This window comes from Citromicrobium bathyomarinum, from assembly GCA_001306305.2.
In the GTDB taxonomy this organism is placed as follows: Bacteria; Pseudomonadota; Alphaproteobacteria; order Sphingomonadales; family Sphingomonadaceae; genus Alteriqipengyuania; species Alteriqipengyuania bathyomarina.
Window position 1 is genome coordinate 2,353,343 of the sequence record CP155577.1, and the last position, 18,730, is coordinate 2,372,072.

General features: G+C 64.6%; 20 protein-coding genes. 8 read left to right on the plus strand and 12 right to left on the minus strand.

Features of this window, described 5'->3' with window-relative positions:
- Nucleotides 1-30: 30 nt before the first annotated feature.
- The gene (locus VO57_011830) at nt 31-1,416 is read right to left on the minus strand and encodes a DEAD/DEAH box helicase (GenBank protein ID XBL68820.1); all 1,386 of its coding nucleotides are present in this window, start codon (nt 1,414-1,416) and stop codon (nt 31-33) included.
- 260 nt (nt 1,417-1,676) lie between these two features.
- Here VO57_011830 and VO57_011835 point away from each other — a divergent pair, with 260 nt between their 5' ends.
- The gene (locus tag VO57_011835) at nt 1,677-2,804 is read left to right on the plus strand and encodes a mechanosensitive ion channel family protein (GenBank protein ID XBL68821.1); all 1,128 of its coding nucleotides are present in this window, start codon (nt 1,677-1,679) and stop codon (nt 2,802-2,804) included.
- On the opposite strand, the gene VO57_011840 is transcribed toward VO57_011835, so the two are convergent.
- Nucleotides 2,801-3,283, minus strand: a complete 483-nt coding sequence (locus VO57_011840; protein ID XBL68822.1) for a TspO/MBR family protein — start codon at nt 3,281-3,283, stop codon at nt 2,801-2,803. The two genes, VO57_011835 and VO57_011840, sit on opposite strands and share 4 nt — an antisense overlap.
- A gap of 68 nt (nt 3,284-3,351) precedes the next feature.
- On the opposite strand from VO57_011840, the gene VO57_011845 reads away from it, so the two are divergent.
- Complete coding sequence (locus VO57_011845; protein ID XBL68823.1) at nt 3,352-3,828, plus strand: MgtC/SapB family protein; 477 nt, start codon at nt 3,352-3,354, stop codon at nt 3,826-3,828.
- 146 nt (nt 3,829-3,974) lie between these two features.
- Here the strand turns inward: VO57_011845 and VO57_011850 are convergent, their stop codons facing one another.
- Both VO57_011850 and pgi read right to left on the minus strand, forming a co-directional pair.
- On the minus strand, nt 3,975-4,637 hold the full coding sequence (locus VO57_011850; GenBank protein ID XBL68824.1) for a hypothetical protein: 663 nt from the start codon (nt 4,635-4,637) through the stop codon (nt 3,975-3,977).
- A gap of 306 nt (nt 4,638-4,943) precedes the next feature.
- Nucleotides 4,944-6,485 (minus strand): glucose-6-phosphate isomerase, encoded by a 1,542-nt coding sequence (pgi, locus tag VO57_011855; GenBank protein XBL68825.1) that lies wholly within the window; start codon nt 6,483-6,485, stop codon nt 4,944-4,946.
- A 51-nt stretch (nt 6,486-6,536) separates the two neighbouring features.
- On the opposite strand from pgi, the gene lepB reads away from it, so the two are divergent.
- The 3 genes from lepB to era all read left to right on the plus strand — a co-directional run bounded on the left by lepB (nt 6,537) and on the right by era (nt 9,098).
- The gene (gene lepB, locus VO57_011860; GenBank protein XBL68826.1) at nt 6,537-7,385 is read left to right on the plus strand and encodes a signal peptidase I; all 849 of its coding nucleotides are present in this window, start codon (nt 6,537-6,539) and stop codon (nt 7,383-7,385) included.
- A gap of 13 nt (nt 7,386-7,398) precedes the next feature.
- Nucleotides 7,399-8,070, plus strand: a complete 672-nt coding sequence (gene rnc, locus VO57_011865) for a ribonuclease III (protein ID XBL68827.1) — start codon at nt 7,399-7,401, stop codon at nt 8,068-8,070.
- Nucleotides 8,071-8,183: 113 nt separating this feature from the next.
- Nucleotides 8,184-9,098 (plus strand): GTPase Era, encoded by a 915-nt coding sequence (gene era / locus VO57_011870; protein XBL68828.1) that lies wholly within the window; start codon nt 8,184-8,186, stop codon nt 9,096-9,098.
- Here the strand turns inward: era and VO57_011875 are convergent, their stop codons facing one another.
- Nucleotides 9,099-9,611 (minus strand): hypothetical protein, encoded by a 513-nt coding sequence (locus tag VO57_011875; protein ID XBL68829.1) that lies wholly within the window; start codon nt 9,609-9,611, stop codon nt 9,099-9,101. It abuts the gene before it with no gap.
- Nucleotides 9,612-9,878: 267 nt separating this feature from the next.
- Between VO57_011875 and VO57_011880 the strand changes: the two genes are divergently transcribed.
- Nucleotides 9,879-10,316 (plus strand): hypothetical protein, encoded by a 438-nt coding sequence (locus VO57_011880; protein ID XBL68830.1) that lies wholly within the window; start codon nt 9,879-9,881, stop codon nt 10,314-10,316.
- Nucleotides 10,317-10,335: 19 nt separating this feature from the next.
- Here VO57_011880 and VO57_011885 read toward each other — a convergent pair whose 3' ends face one another.
- The gene (locus VO57_011885) at nt 10,336-10,611 is read right to left on the minus strand and encodes a hypothetical protein (protein XBL68831.1); all 276 of its coding nucleotides are present in this window, start codon (nt 10,609-10,611) and stop codon (nt 10,336-10,338) included.
- Between the two features lie 157 nt (nt 10,612-10,768).
- Here VO57_011885 and VO57_011890 point away from each other — a divergent pair, with 157 nt between their 5' ends.
- On the plus strand, nt 10,769-11,602 hold the full coding sequence (locus VO57_011890) for an IS5 family transposase (protein XBL68832.1): 834 nt from the start codon (nt 10,769-10,771) through the stop codon (nt 11,600-11,602).
- Between the two features lie 143 nt (nt 11,603-11,745).
- Here the strand turns inward: VO57_011890 and VO57_011895 are convergent, their stop codons facing one another.
- The 6 genes from VO57_011895 to plsY all read right to left on the minus strand — a co-directional run bounded on the left by VO57_011895 (nt 11,746) and on the right by plsY (nt 17,825).
- Complete coding sequence (locus VO57_011895; GenBank protein XBL68833.1) at nt 11,746-11,928, minus strand: hypothetical protein; 183 nt, start codon at nt 11,926-11,928, stop codon at nt 11,746-11,748.
- Nucleotides 11,928-14,519: a type I DNA topoisomerase gene (gene topA, locus VO57_011900; GenBank protein XBL68834.1), complete on the minus strand. Its 2,592-nt coding sequence runs from the start codon at nt 14,517-14,519 to the stop codon at nt 11,928-11,930. The genes VO57_011895 and topA overlap by 1 nt, the downstream gene beginning before the upstream one ends.
- Nucleotides 14,520-14,611: 92 nt before the next feature.
- A complete protein-coding gene (locus VO57_011905) occupies nt 14,612-15,274 on the minus strand; it encodes a hypothetical protein (protein ID XBL68835.1) in 663 nt (220 codons plus the stop codon).
- Nucleotides 15,275-15,296: 22 nt separating this feature from the next.
- Nucleotides 15,297-16,040, minus strand: coding sequence for a hypothetical protein (locus VO57_011910; protein ID XBL68836.1), 744 nt, complete (start codon nt 16,038-16,040; stop codon nt 15,297-15,299).
- Between the two features lie 55 nt (nt 16,041-16,095).
- Nucleotides 16,096-17,187: a DNA-processing protein DprA gene (gene dprA / locus VO57_011915; protein XBL68837.1), complete on the minus strand. Its 1,092-nt coding sequence runs from the start codon at nt 17,185-17,187 to the stop codon at nt 16,096-16,098.
- Nucleotides 17,184-17,825 (minus strand): glycerol-3-phosphate 1-O-acyltransferase PlsY, encoded by a 642-nt coding sequence (plsY, locus tag VO57_011920; protein XBL68838.1) that lies wholly within the window; start codon nt 17,823-17,825, stop codon nt 17,184-17,186. Before plsY ends, dprA begins: the two co-directional genes overlap by 4 nt.
- Nucleotides 17,826-17,948: 123 nt before the next feature.
- Between plsY and VO57_011925 the strand changes: the two genes are divergently transcribed.
- Nucleotides 17,949-18,722 carry a sigma factor-like helix-turn-helix DNA-binding protein gene (locus VO57_011925; GenBank protein ID XBL68839.1) on the plus strand — a complete coding sequence of 258 codons (774 nt, stop codon included), beginning with the start codon at nt 17,949-17,951 and terminating at the stop codon, nt 18,720-18,722.
- The last annotated feature ends 8 nt before the right edge of the window (nt 18,723-18,730 follow it).

Genomic DNA, 18,730 nt, shown 5'->3' on the forward strand with positions numbered 1-18,730 from the left:
CAGCCGCGTGGCGCGTGCAAGCCTCGCAGCTTAGCCCTGCCCGCCCGAGCGTGCTCCGCCCGAACGGTTGTTGCGGCGGCGCTGGCCACCACGGTTCTCGCCACCCGGACCGCCACGGCCCTGGCCGGCGCCCTGCGGCTTGCCCTTGCGTGCGGGATGCTTGGCCTTGGGCTTGCGCGCGCCGTCGCCGATCGGACGGGGCGTCACGCGCTGGCCGCGCTGCTGCTTGGGCGCAGGCTTGGTCGGGCCGACGCCTTCGACCACCGCGCGGAAATTGTCCGGCAGCGGCAGACGCTCGAACTCGGCGTCGGTCGTCTTGCGGATATCCTTGAGATACTGGCGCTCGTCCTCGGCGCAGAACGCGATGGCGATGCCATCGGCACCCGCACGCGCGGTGCGACCGATGCGGTGGACATACTGTTCCGGCACGTTGGGCAGTTCGTAGTTGATGACGTGGGACACGCCCGGAATGTCGATCCCGCGCGCGGCGACATCGGTCGCCACAAGAACCGGAGTCTTGGCACGCTTGAACTCGTCGAGCGCGCGTTCGCGCTGCGGCTGGCTCTTGTTGCCGTGGATCGCGTTGGCGGGGATGCCGACCTGCGCCAGCTTCTTCACCACACGGTCGCAGCCATGCTTGGTGCGCGCGAAGACGAGGACACGCTCGAGCTTGCCAGGGATTTCATGGCGGCCCGACAGGATCAGTTCGAGCAGGCTCTGCTTCTCGTCCTGCTGGACCATGAACAGGAACTGCTCGATCCGCTCCGCCGTGGTGCTTTCGGGCGTGACCGAAACCTGCGCCGGGTTACGGCAATACTGGCTGACCAGATCCTTGATCGCCTTGGGCATCGTGGCACTGAAGAACAGCGTCTGGCGCGTCTTGGGCGTCAGTTCGTTGATCTTGCGCAGCGCGTGGATGAAGCCGAGGTCCAGCATCTGGTCCGCTTCGTCGAGCACCAGGATCTCGACCTTGTCGAGGGTGAAGGCGCGCTGGTCGATCAGGTCGAGCAGGCGGCCCGGCGTCGCGACGAGGATGTCGGTCCCGCGGTGCAGCTTGTTGCGGTCCTTGTTGACCGAGGTGCCGCCTACGATCGACTGCACCTTGAGGCCCGCGAGCGCGCCGTAATCCTTGGCGCTCTGGGCGATCTGCCCGGCCAGTTCACGCGTCGGTGCCAGCACCAGCATGCGGCACGACTTGAACGGGGTCTGGTTTTCGGCCTCGCGCAGCCGGTCGATGCTGGGCAGCATGAACGCAGCGGTCTTGCCGGTGCCGGTCTGCGCGATACCAAGCAGGTCGCGGCCTTCGAGAACGGGGGGAATGGCCTGCGCCTGGATCGGCGTCGGCTCGGAATAGCCCTTCATGTCGAGGGCCTGGAGTACGGGCTGCGACAGCCCGAGGTCTGTGAACTTGGTCATGTAAGGTATGTGACTCGCATTAAATGCGTTTCGCGCCGCACACCCGATACAAACGGAGTCCGCGCGCGATCGCAGGGGTTGTAACCGCCCGCGTGAAAAGGGAAGTCTGGAAACAATCGAGGCGCTGCCGGGGCCGCTCGCATCGCGCGGCGGACGCTTCACGCTGGCAGTTGCGCTTCGGTCTTGCGGCAGATGGTGCATCGCGGCAAAAAAGTCAATCGAAGACGTTGCCCGCGCGAAACGCTCGCACTGGCACCGCGTTGACAGGTCGAGACGCATCGAGGGAGGCGGGAGCCATCGGATCCATCACCGACAGCATCGAGAACACGGTAGAGCAAAGCGCCGGCCTGCTTGCCAATCCGCTCCACGCGGCACTCGCCGCAGGCATTGCGGTCGCCGCAGCGCTGGGCCTGCACGCCCTGCTGTTCTTCCTGCTGCGCCGGATCGCTCGCCGGACCGACCAGTCGAGCGACGATATCGTGGTGCGGCATCTCTACCGCCCCACCCGGCTCGCCATCGTCGTTCTCGCGCTGATGGGCGCGGCGCGCTACGTCCCCGAATTGCGCGAGGTGTGGGCCGACATCGCGACCTTCGTGCTGCCCGCAGTGGTCGGCTGGATGGTGCTGGCGATCGTGCGAGCGCTGGTCGAGGCGGCGAAGCTGAAGGCGGATATTTCGGTCGCGGACAACCTCAAGGCCCGGCGCAAGCGCACCAAGCTGACGATGTTCAACCGCATCGCGACCTTCATCATCGTGTTCGTCACCGTGGGCCTGATGCTCCTCGCCATCCCCGGCGTGCGCGATATCGGGGTAACGCTGGTTGCCTCGGCGGGTCTTGCAGGCCTCGCGGTGGGTGCTGCTGCCCAGCCAGCGCTCAAATCGCTGATCGCGGGCGTACAGATGGCGCTGACCGAGCCGATCAATATCGACGATGCCGTGGTCCTCGAAGGCGAATGGGGCTGGATCGAGGATATTCGCACCACCTACGTGGTGGTGAAGATCTGGGACGAGCGGCGGCTGGTGGTGCCCACGTCCTACTTCCTCGAAAAACCCTTCCAGAACTGGACCAAGCAGACCGCCAACCTGCTCGGCACAGTGTTCCTTCACCTCGACCCGAAGGCCAAGATCGGCCCGATCCGCGAGGAATTCTTCCGCCAGGTCGAGGCGAACGAGCGCTGGGATGGCCGCGTAAAGGTGGTGCAGGTGACCGAGACAACGCGCGATTCCAAGGAAGTGCGCCTGCTGATGAGCGCGAAGAACTCGCCCACCCTGTTCGACCTTCGCTGCGATATCCGCGAAGGCATGATGGAGTGGCTGGCGGACAACCGCCCGCAGGATTTCGCCAAATTGCGGCTGGTGGAGGCCGCCGACGACGCAGAGAACGCCTAAGCGGCAGCCTTGCGCCCGAACGGCCCGTTCAGCTTCACGATCTTCCAGTTGAGGATCGCCGCAAAGCTGACCCACGCCAGATAGGGCACGATCATCCAGCTCGCCGCGACCGACCATTCACGCAGGACAATGGTCAGCGCGAGGACGGAGAGCCACAGGAACGGCACTTCGATCAGCGCCCAGTCCGGCCGCTTGGCGGTGAAGAACAGCGGCGACCAGAGGAAATGGAACAGCCCGTTGGCAAGGTAGAGCCCGATCAGCAGCGGGCGATCCCCCTCGGGCGCGCCGTTCCAGCTGAGCACGAAAGCCCATGCGGCCAACGCGAGAATGATCGTCCACGCCGGGCCGAACAGCCAGTCGGGCGGCTGCCAGCTGGGCTTTTCGAGGTTGCGATACCACTCGCCGATCATGGTCAGCAGCCCGCCGCCGCCAGCAAGGATCAGCGCCCAGACGACGGCGAAGATGATCGGGAAGGTCATGGACGCCAGCCTACGCCACATGGCGCAGGTTTGAAACCAAATGCGATGCAGCACGCTGGATAATCGTCATGGAGCTCAATCCCCCCGTTCCCCTCGCCCTGCTCGACGCAGAGATCGTTCTGCGTCTTGGCGTCGCCGCGCTGCTTGGCCTGGTCGTCGGGTTCGACCGCGAATGGCGCGGTCATGCCGCTGGAATGCGCACGCACGGGCTGGTTTGCGTGGCCGCCGCCGGGATGGCGGTTTCGGTGATGGCGCTGCACAACCAGCTGGGCGGATTGCGGATCGATCCGCTCCGCATGTTCGAGGCCGCAGCAGGCTTCATCGGCATCGTCGGCGCGGGGCTGATCGTGTTCAGCCGGGGCAAGGTGCACAACCTCACCACTGCGGCGCACCTGTGGCTGGCGACCGTCATCGGGCTTGCCTGCGGGCTCGGCCAATGGCCGCTGGTCGCGGTGCTGGCGATCATCAGCCTGGTGATGATCACGATCATGCGCTTCGTCGAAGGCTGGTTCGGCCATAGCGACCGCACGCTCGACGGGGACTAGCCACCGCCACTCCCGCGGCCGGACCAGGCAACCCGCCCCATGCAAAAAGGGCGCAGGTCATGAACCCTGCGCCCTCCTGTGTGGCCCGATGCGCCCGGTCGAAACCGAACTCACCGGACCCGGGGAAGCCCGTTATCGCATATCGCTTACGGCGTGCGCGCCGAATTACGGGCGGCCTGGAATTCCGATTGCGAGAGGTAGCTGTCGCCGTCCTCATCGAAATAGAAGAAGGTCTGCCCCGCCTCGTTGATCTGGCTCTGCGTCAGATAGGGCGCCTTGGCGTCGTTGCGCGCAGGCTCGCTCGGGTCGGTCGGCAGGGCCCAGATCGCGTATTCCGCGACGGAGAGTTCGCCATCATCGTTGCGGTCGAGGAAGGCGAAGTCCATCCGGCTGCGCGGCATCATCATCGACGCGCCATCCGAACTGCCCGTCATTGCGTCGCCGCCGGTCCCGGAGGAGCCTGCATCGGCCATGTCGCCGGTGTTCTCGTCCATGCCGCCCGCAGACTGATCAGCAGCGGAACTCTCGCTCATGCCGCCGGCTGCCATTTCTTCCATCATCGCATCGCGATTGCGGTCGTACTCGGCGCTGGCCGCTTCGCGATCCATGGCGTCGAAACGGGACTGCTGATCAGTGTCGAGGTCGCCGCCAACCGGATAAGCATCGTCGCCCATGCCCTGATTGGCATCATCGTCGACAAGCTCATCGACGTCGTCGACCGGCGTGTTCTCGACATCCTCCGAACCGCAGGCGGCAAGCGCCAGCGCGGCGGTCGAAATCAGTGTGGTCATCGCAAGACGATGCTTCATCGTGTCATCCTTCAAATTCGCGTGGGATCACTTACCCAATGCACCAACTCGCGAATGTTTCAGAAGATGACAATCATTATGTTTGGGCGAAAAAATGTAGCGCTCAGCACATTACGCGATTCGTCATTTTCCTACTTTGCAGCCCTGCGATAGAATTTGCGCCGCTCTTTCCATTGTCCACCAAGCACCAGATTCCCACTCAGGAAGCCGGCGTGTTTTGACCCTCTGGACTGTGTGTCAGGTGTGTCATGCCTCGATCGCGGGCGAATGCGATGTGAGACGGGGCTGACGCGCCCCGGCCCGCGTTCACCCCAACCCGCTCGCTTCCAGCAGCGCCTTGGTGCTTGCATCGAAGTCTGCCGCGCCGCCTTCGATGTCCTTGGCCATCTTCTTGCCCAGCTCGACGCCGAACTGGTCGAAGGGGTTGATGCCCATCAGCACGGCATTCGCAAAAGTGCGGTGTTCGTGGAAGGCGATCAGGGCGCCCAGCGTGGCGGCGTCGAGATCGTCGCACAGCATCGTCGCGCTGGGCCGGTCGCCGGGGAACTCGCGCGCCGGGTCCTTGCCGTCGGCGCTCATATTGCCACCCGCCATCAGCGCCGCACCTTGCGCGAAGCAGTTCGTCAGCAGGATGCGGTGATGTGCGGGGTTGAGCGCGTCTCCCGGCGCGATGCTGGCGATGAAGTCGACCGGGACCATGTGCGTACCCTGATGCAGCAGCTGGAACACCGCGTGCTGCGCGTCGGTGCCCACCCCGCCCCATGTGATCGGCGCCGTGGGCCCATCGACAGGCTCGCCTTGCGAGGTCACCCGCTTGCCGTTGCTCTCCATCTCCAGCTGCTGGAGATAGCTGGGGAACAGCGCCAGCCGTTCGTCATAGGCGAACACGGCGCGGGTCTGGCACCCGCGCACACGGGCGTAGTACTGGTCTGCAAACGCCGCACGCAGGCACAGGTTGTCGCGCCCGTCGGTATTGGCGAAATGCTCGTCGACCGCCGCCGCGCCGTCCAGCATCGCGGCAAACTCGTCCAGCCCCGCGGCCAGCGCGACGGGGAAGCCGATGCTCGACCATAGCGAGTAGCGCCCGCCGACAGATTCCATGAACGGCAGCACGCGCGTTTCATCGACGCCCCATTCCACCGCCCGCTCCGGATTGGCGGTCAGCGCGACCACCCGCCCGTGCGGGTCGGTGACGCCGTTCTCGCGCAGCCAGGTGAGCGCGCTGTCGGCATTGGTCATCGTCTCGATCGTGGTGAAGGTCTTGCTGGCGACCGCGATCAGCGTGGTCGCCGGGTCGCACGCCTCGAACGCGGCCTCCAGCGCCACCCCGTCGATATTCGAGACCACGTGGCAATCGACATAGGACAGGTCGCGGGTGAGCGCATTGATCGCCAGTGCGGGGCCGAGCGCGGAGCCGCCGATGCCGATATGGATCAGGTGTTCGATCTGGCCCAGCGCGCCCTCGCGGATCGCCTCGACCAGCATCTGCATCCGCGCGAGCAGCGCCTGCGCCTCCTCAACGCTCGCCTCGCTGCCGAAGCCGCGCTGCGCAGTATGTTCGGCGGCGCGGCCTTCGGTGACGTTGATCGGATCGCCCGCAAACAGCGCGGCGCGCTTGCCGGTGAAGTCGCTTGCTTCGGCCAGCGCCTCGAACCCGGCAATCAGATCGTCGGTCAGGTGCGTCTTTGACCAGTCGAAACGGATGCCCGCCGCGTCTTCGCCCTCGCCCCAGCCGATCCGGCCCGACAGGCGATCGACCCGCGTGTCATCACCCGCGAACAGATCGCCCAGAGTTTCCTGCGGCAATGCCTCGATCTGCTGCCACGCTGCTGTCCTGCTATCGCTCATGTGCTCAAAATCCTGTTGCCTGCCTGCCGCTAGCGCCTAGGTGCTGCGCCGATGGATGAAAAGGGCGAAGCAGGCGAGCCGCACCGGGATGCGGACGACGCGCGCGGGCTCGATCGCGCGTCTGGTGGCGGCATCGTCAACCTGCTGCAATTCGTGCTGCTGGCGGTGATCCTGGCACTCGCACTGCGCACCTTCGCATTCTCGCTGTTCACGATTCCCAGCGAGAGCATGATGCCCGGCCTGCTGCCGGGCGACACGATCGTCGCGAAGAAATGGCCTTACGGCTATTCGAGCAACTCGCTGCCCTTCGACCTGCCGCTGATCCCCGGGCGCTGGTTCGCGCACCAGCCGCAGCGCGGCGATGTGGTGATCTTCAAGCACCCGGTCGACGGCAGCGATTACGTCAAGCGCGTGATCGGCCTGCCGGGCGACGAGGTGGAGCTGCGCAATGGCTACGTCGTCCTCAACGGCCAGATCCTGAGCCAGTCGGCAACCGATGATGCAATCATCCCGGTCACCCCCGATGCGCCATGCGGCTGGGGCGGACGCGAGGCGGCGAGGCCTGCCGGCGGCGCAGACTGCCGCTATCGCCGCAACCGCGAATATCTGCCGTCGGGCGTCAGCTACGAGGTGCTCGATTTCGGCCCCACCCCGCAGGACAACTGGGGCCCGCGCACCGTACCCGCAGGATCGCTGTTCCTGCTGGGCGACAACCGCGACAATTCGATGGACAGCCGCTTCCCCGCCCTGCCCGGCGGTGGGGTCGGCTTCGTCCGGCAGGATCTCCTGATCGGCCAGCCCGGCGCGGTGCTTTGGTCGACCGATGGCAGCGCGCGGTGGGCCGATCCGGCCAGCTGGTTCTCCAGCCTGCGAAGCAACAGGACCGCGCAAGCCCTATGAGCGTTGAGGCCGAATGACTGACTGGAAAGAGACAAAGGCGTGGCTGATCGCGCACGGTTTTGCCGCGCGCGACGAGGCCCTGTGGAACGAGGCGCTCACCCACGGCAGCCTGGGCGAAGGCCGCGATTACCAGCGGCTGGAGTTTCTCGGCGACCGCGTGCTCGGCCTCGCGATCGCCGAGTGGCTGTTCGAGAACCAGAACAGCGCGAGCGAAGGCACGCTGGCTCAGCGGCTGAACGCGCTGGTAAGCAAGGGTGCCTGCGCAAAGGTCGCCCGCAGCATCGGCGTGCCCGACCACCTGCGGCTGGGCCGGCAGGCGCGCGAGGATGGCGGGGCACAAAGCAGCAATATCCTGGGCGATGTGATGGAATCCCTCCTCGGCGCGCAACTGCGCGAGGACGGGTTCGAGAGTGCACGGGCGCTGGTTCGCGCGCTGTGGCGCGACGCGGTCGAAGGCGATGCCGGCCGGGCCAAGCATCCCAAGTCCGCGCTACAGGAATGGGCTGCGGGCAACCGCCGCCGCCCTCCCGAATACGCGCTGATCGACCGCTCCGGCCCCGATCACGCGGCGCGCTTTACCGTGCGCGTCTCGGTGAAGAATGTCGGCGATGCGGAAGCGACCGCCAACAGCAAGCAGGAAGCCGAGACGGCGGCGGCAAAAGCGTTTATGGAGCAGTATGGCTGACCGCTTCGACTCCCCTGTCTGTGCAGGAGATTGGCGGGGGTGGATATACCACCCCGCGAAGTGTGGGGCCCACCTCCACCCAACCTCCCCTGAAGGGGAGCAGAAAAGGTTCTATGACTGATACATCTACCAAATGCGGCGTCGTCGCCGTGCTGGGCGCTCCGAACGCCGGCAAGTCCACGCTGGTCAACGCGCTGGTCGGCCAGAAGGTCGCAATCGTCAGCGCCAAGGCGCAGACCACCCGCGCGCGGATGCTCGGCATCGCCTTGCACGAGAACGACGACGCCAACACGCAGATGATCTTGGTCGACACGCCGGGCATCTTTGCGCCCCGGCGGCGGCTCGACCGCGCGATGGTCAGCGCGGCATGGGAAGGCGCGGAAAGCGCGGATGCCGTGCTGCTGCTGGTCGACCCGATCAAGCAGCGCCGGCACGAGCTGGAGCCGCTGATCGAACAGCTTGCCCAGCGGCCCGAGAAGAAGATTCTAGTCCTCAACAAAGTCGACATCGCGAAGAAGGAACCGCTGCTGGCGCTGGCACAGGAGCTGTCCACCAAAGTCGACTTCGCGGAGATCTATTTCATTTCCGCTCTGAGCGGCGACGGGGTGACCGAGCTGAAAGACGCGCTCGCCGCCGAGATGCCCGAAGGCGAGTGGATGTATCCGGAAGATCAGGTCTCCGACGCCTCCGAACGCCTGCTCGCCACGGAAATCACCCGCGAACAGCTCTATCGCCAGCTGCACGAGGAACTGCCCTACGACTCCATGGTGCGGCCGGAGAAATATGTCGAACGCAAGGACGGCAGCGTAGAGATCCACCAGCAGATCATCGTCGCGCGCGACAACCAGCGGATGATCGTGCTCGGCAAGGGTGGCAGCAAGATCAAGTCGATCGGTCAGGCGGCGCGCGAGGAACTCAGTGAGTTGCTTGGTCGCAAGGTCCACCTGTTCCTGCACGTCAAGGCGACGGAAAACTGGGCTGAGGACAAGGAAATGTTCGAGGAAATGGGGCTCGACTGGGTGCGTTAGCTACTTCACGCACACCTTGTATTCCAGGCGCTCGAAGCTTGCCGGTGGCGAACCGGTATCCTTGTCGATGATCTCCAGTTCGCAGGGACCGGCGTTCTTGCGTCTCTGAATGACATCGTATTTCCCGAAGGGTTTCGGAACGAAAGCAACCTTGTTTGCGCACACTGAGGTGTCGTAGACCGGGCCGACCCCAGCCGCGAATCCGCCTCCCCGAATATTATTGGTGAGGGCGTAGATGATCGTTCGTCTGTTCGCCTCGAGCAGGACGGTCTTTTCCGATCCGGTCATCGAGAAGAATTTCGCACCTCCGGAGAGCGAAGCGCAGGAATCGTCGTAGGCCTTGGTATAGAACTGGTTGCTCGCATTGCTAAATCCCGAGTTCTCGTAACCCTTGAAATAGGTCGCCTGCGCGTAGCTTTCGCCAAAGGATGCAGCCTTCGGAATATCCGTTCCAACAGAACAACTTGTCATGACCAGAGCAGCGATTGCGCAGCCCGCACGTTTAACGCCCATTATACTCGCCCCTCCGAGCCTTCCCACGGGCGCTGATGTTAATCCGCGACGAATTGCATTCACAACGGAAAACTGCGCCGAATTCACGGAAATGTTCGAGGAAATAGGGCTCGACTGGACCAGGTGAAGCAGCCCCGCGCCTTGCCCGCGCGGAACAAAGGCATTCAGCTCTCGTCTCCGTCAGATCGGTATGAAAGCCATGACGTCTCGACCGGATGGACCGGACGGGATAGCCATTGCTGCAATCCAGTTATTGGAGATCTGACCTTGCGCACCCTTGCTAGTCTCACCGGCGTTGCCGCCGCCACACTCTCGCTGTCGGCCTGTGCGCCCTACCCCGATGAGCCGGGCGATACGCCCCCGGCTGCGGGCTGCCCCGCCTACAAGGCGCGCGACTTCAAGGCATGGATCGATACCATGCCCGGACCCGGCGCACGCCCGACGCTGCACATCACCGGCGAAGTCGACATGCCGACGCCCGGCTATTCGGTGAAGCTGGTGGCAGGCCCCGCCGACCGCATGCAGCCGCCCGGCTGGCGCTTCCAGCTGGATGCAAAGAAGCCCGACGGCATGGTTACGCAGGTCATCACCCCCACCCCCGTGCGCTTCGACGGCCCGACCCCCTACCCGCAGATTCGCGAGATTATCATCACCTGCGGCGGTGAGGCACTGGCGACGATCAAGGACGTCCCGGTGGTGCAGTAAGACGTATCGGTCGCTCCGATTATCGGGGCGACCGGTCCTGCGCGTCTATGCGCGCTAAAAAAGCTTCAATTTCTGGATTGGTGAATTCCGCCACCGGATCTTCGGATCGACCGAAGTGATCAAATTCGCCAGCATCGAATGCATCATACACCTCCTGCCAAGCTTGGGGGGTATCGATGGTGGATGCGCCCGGCTGAAGTTGAATCATCAGCTCCAGCATATCGGTATCGATAGCGTTTGCGATCCAATCCGCAGTCTCGTAGTCGAGTTCGCCAGCGTGGTAGGGCCTCGCCAACAGTACCGCGACGGCATCGAAAGCAGCAATCGCAAAGTCTTTGGATTTCCTTAGAGCCTGTCTTCAAAAGTAGTTGGGAGATATCAGCTGGTTGCGCTTGACGCGCTGGTGCATCGCTGATTCCGGGGTTTCGCCAGAAACGACCGAGGAATAAGCGATGTGGACCGATACCTCCCGGCAGCAGCATAGCCGCCCGGGTCTACGTTATCCAAGCGATTTGCGCGATGCCGAGTGGGCCTTGATCGAGCCTCTGTTGCCGCCCGCGAAACCTGGCGGCAGGCCGCGCTGCGCCGACCTGCGCGAGGTGATGAACGCGATCCTCTATCTGGCAACAAGCGGTTGCCAATGGCGGATGCTGCCCAAGGATTTCCCTCCGCTCTCGACGGTTCAACGCTATTTCTATGCCTGGCGCGACAGCGGCCTATGGCAGACGATCAATCACCTGCTGGTGATGGCTGCGCGCCAGATCGAAGGGCGCGAGGCCAGCCCCAGCGCCGGGGTGATCGATAGCCAGAGCGTCAAGACCACCGAGAGTGGCGGCCCACGGGGCTACGATGCGGGCAAGAAGATCATGGGACGCAAGCGTCACATCATCACCGATACGCTCGGACTGATGTTGTTCGTCACCATCCACGCTGCCAGCATTCAGGATCGCGACGGGGCGGTCGATCTCATCAAGGCAATCCGCTACCGCTTCCCGTGGCTGCGCCACCTCTTCGCCGATGGGGGCTACGCAGGCGACAAGCTCATCGGCGCGCTTCAAGGGCATGGGCAATGGACGCTCGAGATCGTGCGCCGCTGCGACACCGCCAGGGGCTTTGTTCTGCTCCCGCGCCGCTGGGTGGTCGAGCGCACCTTCGCCTGGCTCGGCAGATGTCGACGGCTCGCAAAGGACTGGGAAAGAACTATCGAAAGTTCCACCGCATGGACTACCATCGCCCACATCCGCCGCCTCACCCGCCTCATCGCAAGCCACTGCCAGATCGCATAAACTTCTGAGTCAGGCTCTTAGTGGTTCGATCCGTCCCACATCGACGCCTCCGAACGCCGCGAGGTCACTTTGGACGCCAGCGAGGTACTCTTCCGCGACCGCTGTTGCTTCAGGGACCAGCACGACCACCCCACCTCACCACGTTACCGCTTCTTCGCGATCGCGATCTTGTTCTTCTTCGCGAAATCCTTGGTCGATTCCTCGCTGCGGTTCAGCGCCTTGGCGATCTGCTTGAGGCCCTGCCCCTTGGCGGCCAGCGTTTTGAGCTGGCCCGCCTCCTCGCCCGTCCAGGGCTGTTTGTGCCGCTCGAACTTGTCCTTCGCCATCAGTCCTCCGCCTTCTTGGCGGCGGGTTTCTTGGCAGGCGCTTTCTTCGCGGCAGGCTTCTTGGCCGCAGGCTTCTTGGCCGGGGCCTTCTTCTTGGGCGCGGCCTTTTTCTTTTTCTTGGCCGGGCCCTTGGCGGCGCGGGCGTTGATCAGTTCGATCGCCTGCTCCTCGGTCACATCCTCGGGCTTCACGTCCTTGGGGATGGTCGCGTTGGTCGTGCCGTCGGTGACGTAGGGGCCGTAGCGGCCGGGCATCACCTTCATCTCGGCCTCGGAGGTCGGGTGCTTGCCGAGCACCTTGATCGGCTCCGCCTTGGCGCGTCCGCGACCGCCCTTTTGCGCCGCTTCGGCGAGCATCGTCACCGCCGCGTTCATGCCGGTCTCAAAGACATCGGCCGTGCTGGTGAGCTTGGCGTACTTGCCATCGTGCCGCAGGTACGGGCCGTAACGTCCTATCGACGCTTCAATATCATTGCCCGTCTCGGGGTGCTGGCCGACGATGCGCGGCAGGCTGAGCAGCTTGAGCGCCATCTCGAGGTCCAGCTCGGGCACGTCCTTGGGAATGCTCGCGCGCTTGGCTTCCTTGCCCTCGCCCAGCTGCAGGTACGGCCCGAAGCGGCCCGTCTTGCGCTCGACCGGCAGGCCGGTGTCGGGATCTTCGCCCAGCACCGCATTCTCGGCCACCTCGTCCGCGTCCGAACCCGGCTGCGCGAAGCGGCGGGTGAACTTGCACTCGGGATAGTTCTCGCATGCCACGAACGCACCAAAGCGCCCACCACGCAGGTGCAGGCGTCCACCGGCACGCCCTTCCTGGTCGCACAGCGGGCAGAAGCGCGGGTCTTTACCGTCCGCGCGTTCGGGGAAGAGGTAGTCGGAGAGGAAGGTGTCGAGCACCGCCGTGATGTCCGACGGTTTCTGCTCCATCACCTCGTCGGACTTCGGCTTGAAGTCCTTCCAGAACGCCTCGAGGATCGCCTTCCACTCGGCGCGCCCGCCGGAGACGTCGTCGAGCTCTTCCTCCATCCCCGCCGTGAAGTCGTAGGCGACATAGGTGGGGAAGAAGCGTTCGAGGAAGGCGGTCAGCAGGCGGCCCGATTCCTCGGCGAAGAAGCGGTTCTTCTCGATCCGCACATATTCGCGGTCGCGCAGCGTCTGGATGGTGGATGCGTAGGTCGACGGACGCCCGATGCCCAGCTCCTCCAGCTGCTTGACCAGCGAGGCTTCGGAATAGCGCGGCGGCGGCTGGGTGAAGTGCTGGTTCGCCTCGACAGACTTGCGCGCCGGGGCATCGCCTTCGCGCATGTGCGGCAGCAGGCCGCCGTCTTCGTCATCCTTGTCGTCGAAGCTTTCCTGATAGACCGCGAGGAAGCCGGGGAACTTCACCACCTGGCCGGTCGCGCGAAGCGAGTGCTGCCCGCTGCCTTCGGTCAGCGTGACGGTGGTGCGTTCGAGCTGCGCGGTCGCCATCTGGCTTGCCAGCGCGCGCTTGAAGATCAGGTCGTACAGCCGCGCCTCGTCGCCCGATCCCGCCTTGTCCTTGCGGAAATCGGTCGGCCGGATCGCTTCGTGCGCTTCCTGAGCATTCTTCGCCTTGGTCTTGTAATAGCGCGGTTTTTCCGGGCGATACTCGGCAGAGTAGCGATCGGTGATCGCGTCGCGGCAGGCGTCGATCGCGCTCTGGTCCATGCTCACGCCGTCGGTACGCATGTAGGTGATCGCGCCCGCTTCGTAGAGCGACTGCGCGCACCGCATCGTGTGGCTGGCGGAGAAGCCGAGCTTGCGCGCCGCCTCCTGCTGCAAGGTCGAGGTGGTGAACGGCGGCGCGGGGTTGCGCTTGACCGGCTTGGTCTCGATCCCCTCGACCGTGAAGCGCCCGTCTTCGACCGCCTGCTTGGCGGCCATCGCGCTGCCCTCGTCGCCCAAGGTCATCTTGTCGAGCTTCTTGCCGTCGAGCGTCACCAGCCGCGCGGTGAACGGCGTGCCGTCCTGCTCGAAATTGGCGATGATCGACCAGTATTCCTCGGCCTTGAACGCCTCGATCTCGCGCTCGCGGTCGACGATGATGCGCAGCGCGACCGACTGCACGCGGCCCGCCGACTTGGCACCCGGCAGCTTGCGCCACAGCACCGGCGAAAGCGTGAAGCCGAACAGGTAGTCGAGCGCGCGGCGCGCCAGATAGGCGTCGATCAGGTCCTGGTCGAGCGCGCGCGGCTTCTTCATCGCCTCGGTCACGGCGCCCTTGGTGATCGCGTTGAAGGTCACCCGGTCGACATTGGTCGGCAGCGCCTTGCGCTTCTTGAGCATGTCCAGAACGTGCCAGCTGATCGCTTCCCCCTCGCGATCGGGGTCGGTTGCGAGGACGAGGCGGTCGGCATTCTTGGCCGCATCGGCGATCGCCTTGACCTGGCTACGCTTGCGCTGGTCGGAGTAGATCTCCCAATCCATCGCGAAATCCTCGTCCGGCCGCACGCTGCCGTCCTTGGGCGGCAGGTCGCGGATGTGGCCGTAGGAGGCGAGAACCTTGAAGTCCTTGCCGAGATATTTCTCGATGGTTTTCGCCTTTGCGGGCGATTCGACGATGACCAGTTGCATAAGAGTGGGGGCGTTCCTTCACGTGTACGTACGCGCGAGAGTGGGAATCGGGGATGCGGTTCGTCAAGCGGGATCGCTCGGACCGGTGTGATTTATTCGAACACCTCTGCCAGTCCGCTGTCCCCGCGAGCCAAAAGTGAGAAGACCGCCAGACCAATCGATATGCCGGTCGCTTGGGAGCCGTAGATCAGCGCATTGGCGATGAGCGAAGACCACCAAATCGCTGGCCCGGAGCCTTCTGCGGTAAAAATCACCGCCAGGGCTCCACCTGTGCCGATGATGAAGGGCAGCAGGATCGAACCGATGATCGGGCCGAGATGTCCGCTGGTCGCCTCCCAGCTGTCAGAAAGGGCTTCCGTCGCTCCGCGCCCCTCCCCAAGGCCATAGCCGTAGGCGGGTAACCAGCGTGCCCAGAGGATCAATCCCGGCACGATCAGCAGCAGCAGGCCCAGGACGATGGCGATTCCGGACAAGAAAGAAATTCCGAAATAGGTCGAAAAACCACTATTCCCCCGTTGGCCGCCTTCCACGCCTTTCCTGACGATCCTGAGGGTAAGAGCGTAAGCGGCGGCAAGCGAGCCGATACTCACCGCAAGCGTCCCGCCCGCTTCGGGGGCGAAGAGGTCGGCAAGCGTGGACCCGATGATGGTCACGAGCAGATAGATCGCGACATCCATCGGTACTGCCCTCAGCAGCCACCAAGCCTCGCTCCAGATGATGCCGACCCGATCGCCGAACGACGCATCGCGTTCCATGCTCATGCCCCTCGCTCAGGATCTACTCGAACACATCCGCCACGCTGGTGTCGGCGGGCGCAACGAGGTGGAACACCGCAATGCTGAAAGCGAAGCTGGCCGCGTTGTTGAATGCCTCGATCAGGCCGGACACGGTCATCGCAACTCCGAAGAGTGGCGAGAATCCGCCCGACGCCGTGAAGCCTGTCGCTGCGACGATGCCGACCACGATACTGCTCAGCACCGCGAGCCCGACCCACAGGACCAGCCCCGCGCCGAAGATCGACCAGCCGCGCCTGCCGGTCGCCTCCCAGCTGGTGCCCAGCGCGCCGGTAATGCCCTTGTCGCCGCTCAGCAGAAAGCCGTTCGCGGCCGACCAGCGGACCAGCAGGATCAGCCCGGGGATGACCAGCAGCACAAAGCCGATCATCAGCCCGATCATCGCGAGGACCGACATCGCAACATAGCTCAGCAGGTTGCCGCCGCGCGCCGGTCGTCCGATCTGCTCCAGCATCTGCCGCAACAGGAAAAACGCCGCGACGACGTAGAGAACCAGCCCGAGCAGTTGATAAAGCGTCGCTGCAAGGCCGAGTGTTTCGGCATTCAGCACTCCGCTGCGGATGCCGACGGAGAAGACATTGTCGTCCATCTCGGCCAGCCCCGCGAGCCCGCCGATCCCGTTGAACAGCCCCAGCACCACCACGTAGATCAGCACCGCGCGGCCCGCCGCGCCGATCACGTCGACCGTCTGGCTCAAAATTCCACTTACGTCGGCTTCCCGTTCCATCGTCGCGTGCCCCCTTTCGCCCGATTCCGCCCGGGGCTTACCGCGAGGGGGAATGCTAGGAAAGGCTGACCTTGCCCCCGGCGTGCCTTTCCAGCCGTCCGGCGATCTCCAGCTCCAGCAGCGCGAGCTGCACGGCGGCGGAGCCTGCGCCGGACTGGCGGATCAGCTCGTCCACCGAAACCGGCGCGCTGGTCAGCAGCTGCGCGATTTCGACAGGCTCTGCCTCGGCCAGATCCTCGGGCACGGCCTCGAACGCGGCGGAAGGTTCGCGGAAGGTGCTGCGCGGCGCGCCGTCGAATGTGCTGAGCAGCTCGACCACGTCGGATGGCTCCTGCACGAGGACGGCACCTTCACGGATCAGGTGGTTGCATCCGTGGCTGCGCGCGTCGAGCGGGCTGCCGGGGATCGCCATCACCTCGCGCCCGTATTCGCCCGCCAGCCGCGCGGTGATGAGGCTGCCGGACTTCACCGCCGCCTCCACCACCAGCGTGCCCAGCGCGAGGCCGGCGATGATCCGGTTGCGGCTGGGGAAGTGGCTCCCGCGAGGCTCGGTGCCCGGCGGCTGTTCCGCGATAAGCAGGCCTTCGCTGGCGATGCGTTTCTGCAACTCGGCGTGCTGCGGCGGATAGGCGATCTCGATCCCGCTCGCGATTACGCCGATCGTGTGCGGCATCGCGCCTTCATGCGCCGCGCCGTCGATCCCGCGTGCGAGCCCCGAGACCACGACGAACCCTTCCGCAGACAGCGCTGAGGCGAAATCGCGCGCCAGCTTCACCGCCGCCGCACTCGCGTTGCGCGCGCCGACCATCGCCACCACCGGCTTGCTCGCCAGCGACAGGTCGCCCTTGTAGGTGATGATCGGCGGCGCGCCGTCGCATGCGGCGAGCGCTTGCGGATAGTCCGGCTGGTCGTGGAACAGGTAACGCGCACCGTGGCGCTTCACCGCGTCGATCTCGCTTCGGACGGCGTCCTGCTTCGCGAGCGTATAGTGCCCGCCGCCCTTCTTCGCGATGCCGGGCAGAGCCTCGACCGCCGCCTCTCCGCTGCCATAGCGGGCGAGGAGTTGCGCGAAGGAAACCGGGCCTATGCGCGGGGATCGCAGCAGGCGGATGCGCGCGAACGCTTCTGCCTGCGACAGCGCGCTCATTTCTTGGCGCCGACCTTGGGTTCCTCACCCTTGGCGAGCCGCGCGATGTTTGCGCGGTGGAGCCAGATCACCAGCAGCGCGATCAGTACCAGCACCGGCACGAAGGCGGTGTAGCCCAGCAACGCGGCGGCGATCGCGGCGCAGACCACCGCGCTCATCCCGGCGAGCGAGCTGATCCGCAAGGTCGCGAGCACGCCGATCCAGACCAGCGCGTAGGTCAGCCCCAGCGGCCAGGCGAGGCCGAAGCACACGCCCGCATTGGTCGCCACGCCCTTCCCGCCCTTGAACTTGAGCCAGACGGGGAAGCAGTGGCCAAGAACTGCGCCTGCGGCGGCAAACGACTGCGACACGGGATTTGCAACGATGTAATCCACGACCAAACCCGGTTCTGGTTCAGCGACCGCCAAATCATACCAAATTTGACCCGCAAGCCACACAGGTATGAACCCCTTCGCCAGATCGAGCAGCAGCGTCGCCGCCGCCAGCTTCTTGCTGCCGGTACGCAAGACGTTGGTAGCACCGATATTGCCGCTGCCCTGCGCGCGCACATCGCCCAGCCCCGCCGCGCGAGTGAGCAGGTAGCCGAAGGGAATCGAACCGAGGAGGTAGCCGAGCGCGGCAGCGAGCAAAACGTCCATGCCGGTTCCATAGCCCCTCGGCGCCGCTTGTCGAAGCCCACACCGCAACCACACCGGATAAATTCGGCGGTACCAGCAGACCGTACCTTGTCCTGAGCATCTCCAGCGGCAATCCTTCGCCCGATGCCAGCCAATCAGCCCCCCATCTCGACTTCCGCCATTGAGCGGCTGACCGAAAAGGAGCGCGAGTGCCTGTGGCTCTGGCTCGAACACAAGACGGCCAAGGAAATCGCACTGCAACTCGATGTCTCGCATCATGCCGTCGAGAAACGCCTGAAAATGGCGCGCACCAAGCTGAACGTGGCGACATCGCTGGAAGCGGCGCGCGTTCTGGCCCGGGCCGAAGGGTACGACCGGCCCGTAACCGGCTCACCGGACCTTCCTCCGCCGCCCGTCACGCGCAAATCGAGGCAACTCCCAACCATTGTTTTTGGAGCTATTGCCATGTTTGTCACACTCGTAGCCGCGCTCGCCCTCGCCCCGACCACCCCCGCTCCAGAAACCGTGGATCAGACCCGCGAGATCGAGCTGAACGGCAACTCGGAGAAGATTTTCGACGAGCTCGACAAGAACGGCAGTGGCTTTCTGGAAAAGCCCGAGTCGCCGTTCGTCACCCTCGTCTTCGAGGACCGGGATACGATGTCCGATGGCGGAGAGAGCACGACGGATGCAGCCGTTTTCACCGATGCCGAGCAGGGCGAGATGCTGACTGGCACAGCGACCTTGGGCGATGCGAGCGATCCGGTGCAGCTTGCCGAATTCTACGACGCTGCAGACACTGACAAAGACGGACGCATTTCCTTTCGCGAGTATACCAGCTGGAGCCGGGCGCGCCTGGCGGAACTCGGCATCGAGATCTCCACCGTGCTGAAGATCCAGAAACCTTCGGAGAATTGACCAAGAGG

Coding starts and splice junctions, on each gene's coding strand:
- VO57_011925 (XBL68839.1), top strand. CDS start 17,949: ATGCCAGCCAATCAGCCCCCCATCTCGACTTCCGCCATTGAGCGGCTG.
- rnc (XBL68827.1), top strand. CDS start 7,399: ATGACTGACTGGAAAGAGACAAAGGCGTGGCTGATCGCGCACGGTTTT.
- VO57_011910 (XBL68836.1), bottom strand. CDS start 16,040: ATGGAACGGGAAGCCGACGTAAGTGGAATTTTGAGCCAGACGGTCGAC.
- VO57_011905 (XBL68835.1), bottom strand. CDS start 15,274: ATGGAACGCGATGCGTCGTTCGGCGATCGGGTCGGCATCATCTGGAGC.
- lepB (XBL68826.1), top strand. CDS start 6,537: ATGGATGAAAAGGGCGAAGCAGGCGAGCCGCACCGGGATGCGGACGAC.
- pgi (XBL68825.1), bottom strand. CDS start 6,485: ATGAGCGATAGCAGGACAGCAGCGTGGCAGCAGATCGAGGCATTGCCG.
- VO57_011895 (XBL68833.1), bottom strand. CDS start 11,928: ATGGCGAAGGACAAGTTCGAGCGGCACAAACAGCCCTGGACGGGCGAG.
- VO57_011830 (XBL68820.1), bottom strand. CDS start 1,416: ATGACCAAGTTCACAGACCTCGGGCTGTCGCAGCCCGTACTCCAGGCC.
- VO57_011840 (XBL68822.1), bottom strand. CDS start 3,283: ATGACCTTCCCGATCATCTTCGCCGTCGTCTGGGCGCTGATCCTTGCT.
- VO57_011845 (XBL68823.1), top strand. CDS start 3,352: ATGGAGCTCAATCCCCCCGTTCCCCTCGCCCTGCTCGACGCAGAGATC.
- dprA (XBL68837.1), bottom strand. CDS start 17,187: ATGAGCGCGCTGTCGCAGGCAGAAGCGTTCGCGCGCATCCGCCTGCTG.
- VO57_011890 (XBL68832.1), top strand. CDS start 10,769: ATGTGGACCGATACCTCCCGGCAGCAGCATAGCCGCCCGGGTCTACGT.
- VO57_011875 (XBL68829.1), bottom strand. CDS start 9,611: ATGGGCGTTAAACGTGCGGGCTGCGCAATCGCTGCTCTGGTCATGACA.
- plsY (XBL68838.1), bottom strand. CDS start 17,825: ATGGACGTTTTGCTCGCTGCCGCGCTCGGCTACCTCCTCGGTTCGATT.
- VO57_011850 (XBL68824.1), bottom strand. CDS start 4,637: ATGAAGCATCGTCTTGCGATGACCACACTGATTTCGACCGCCGCGCTG.
- topA (XBL68834.1), bottom strand. CDS start 14,519: ATGCAACTGGTCATCGTCGAATCGCCCGCAAAGGCGAAAACCATCGAG.
- era (XBL68828.1), top strand. CDS start 8,184: ATGACTGATACATCTACCAAATGCGGCGTCGTCGCCGTGCTGGGCGCT.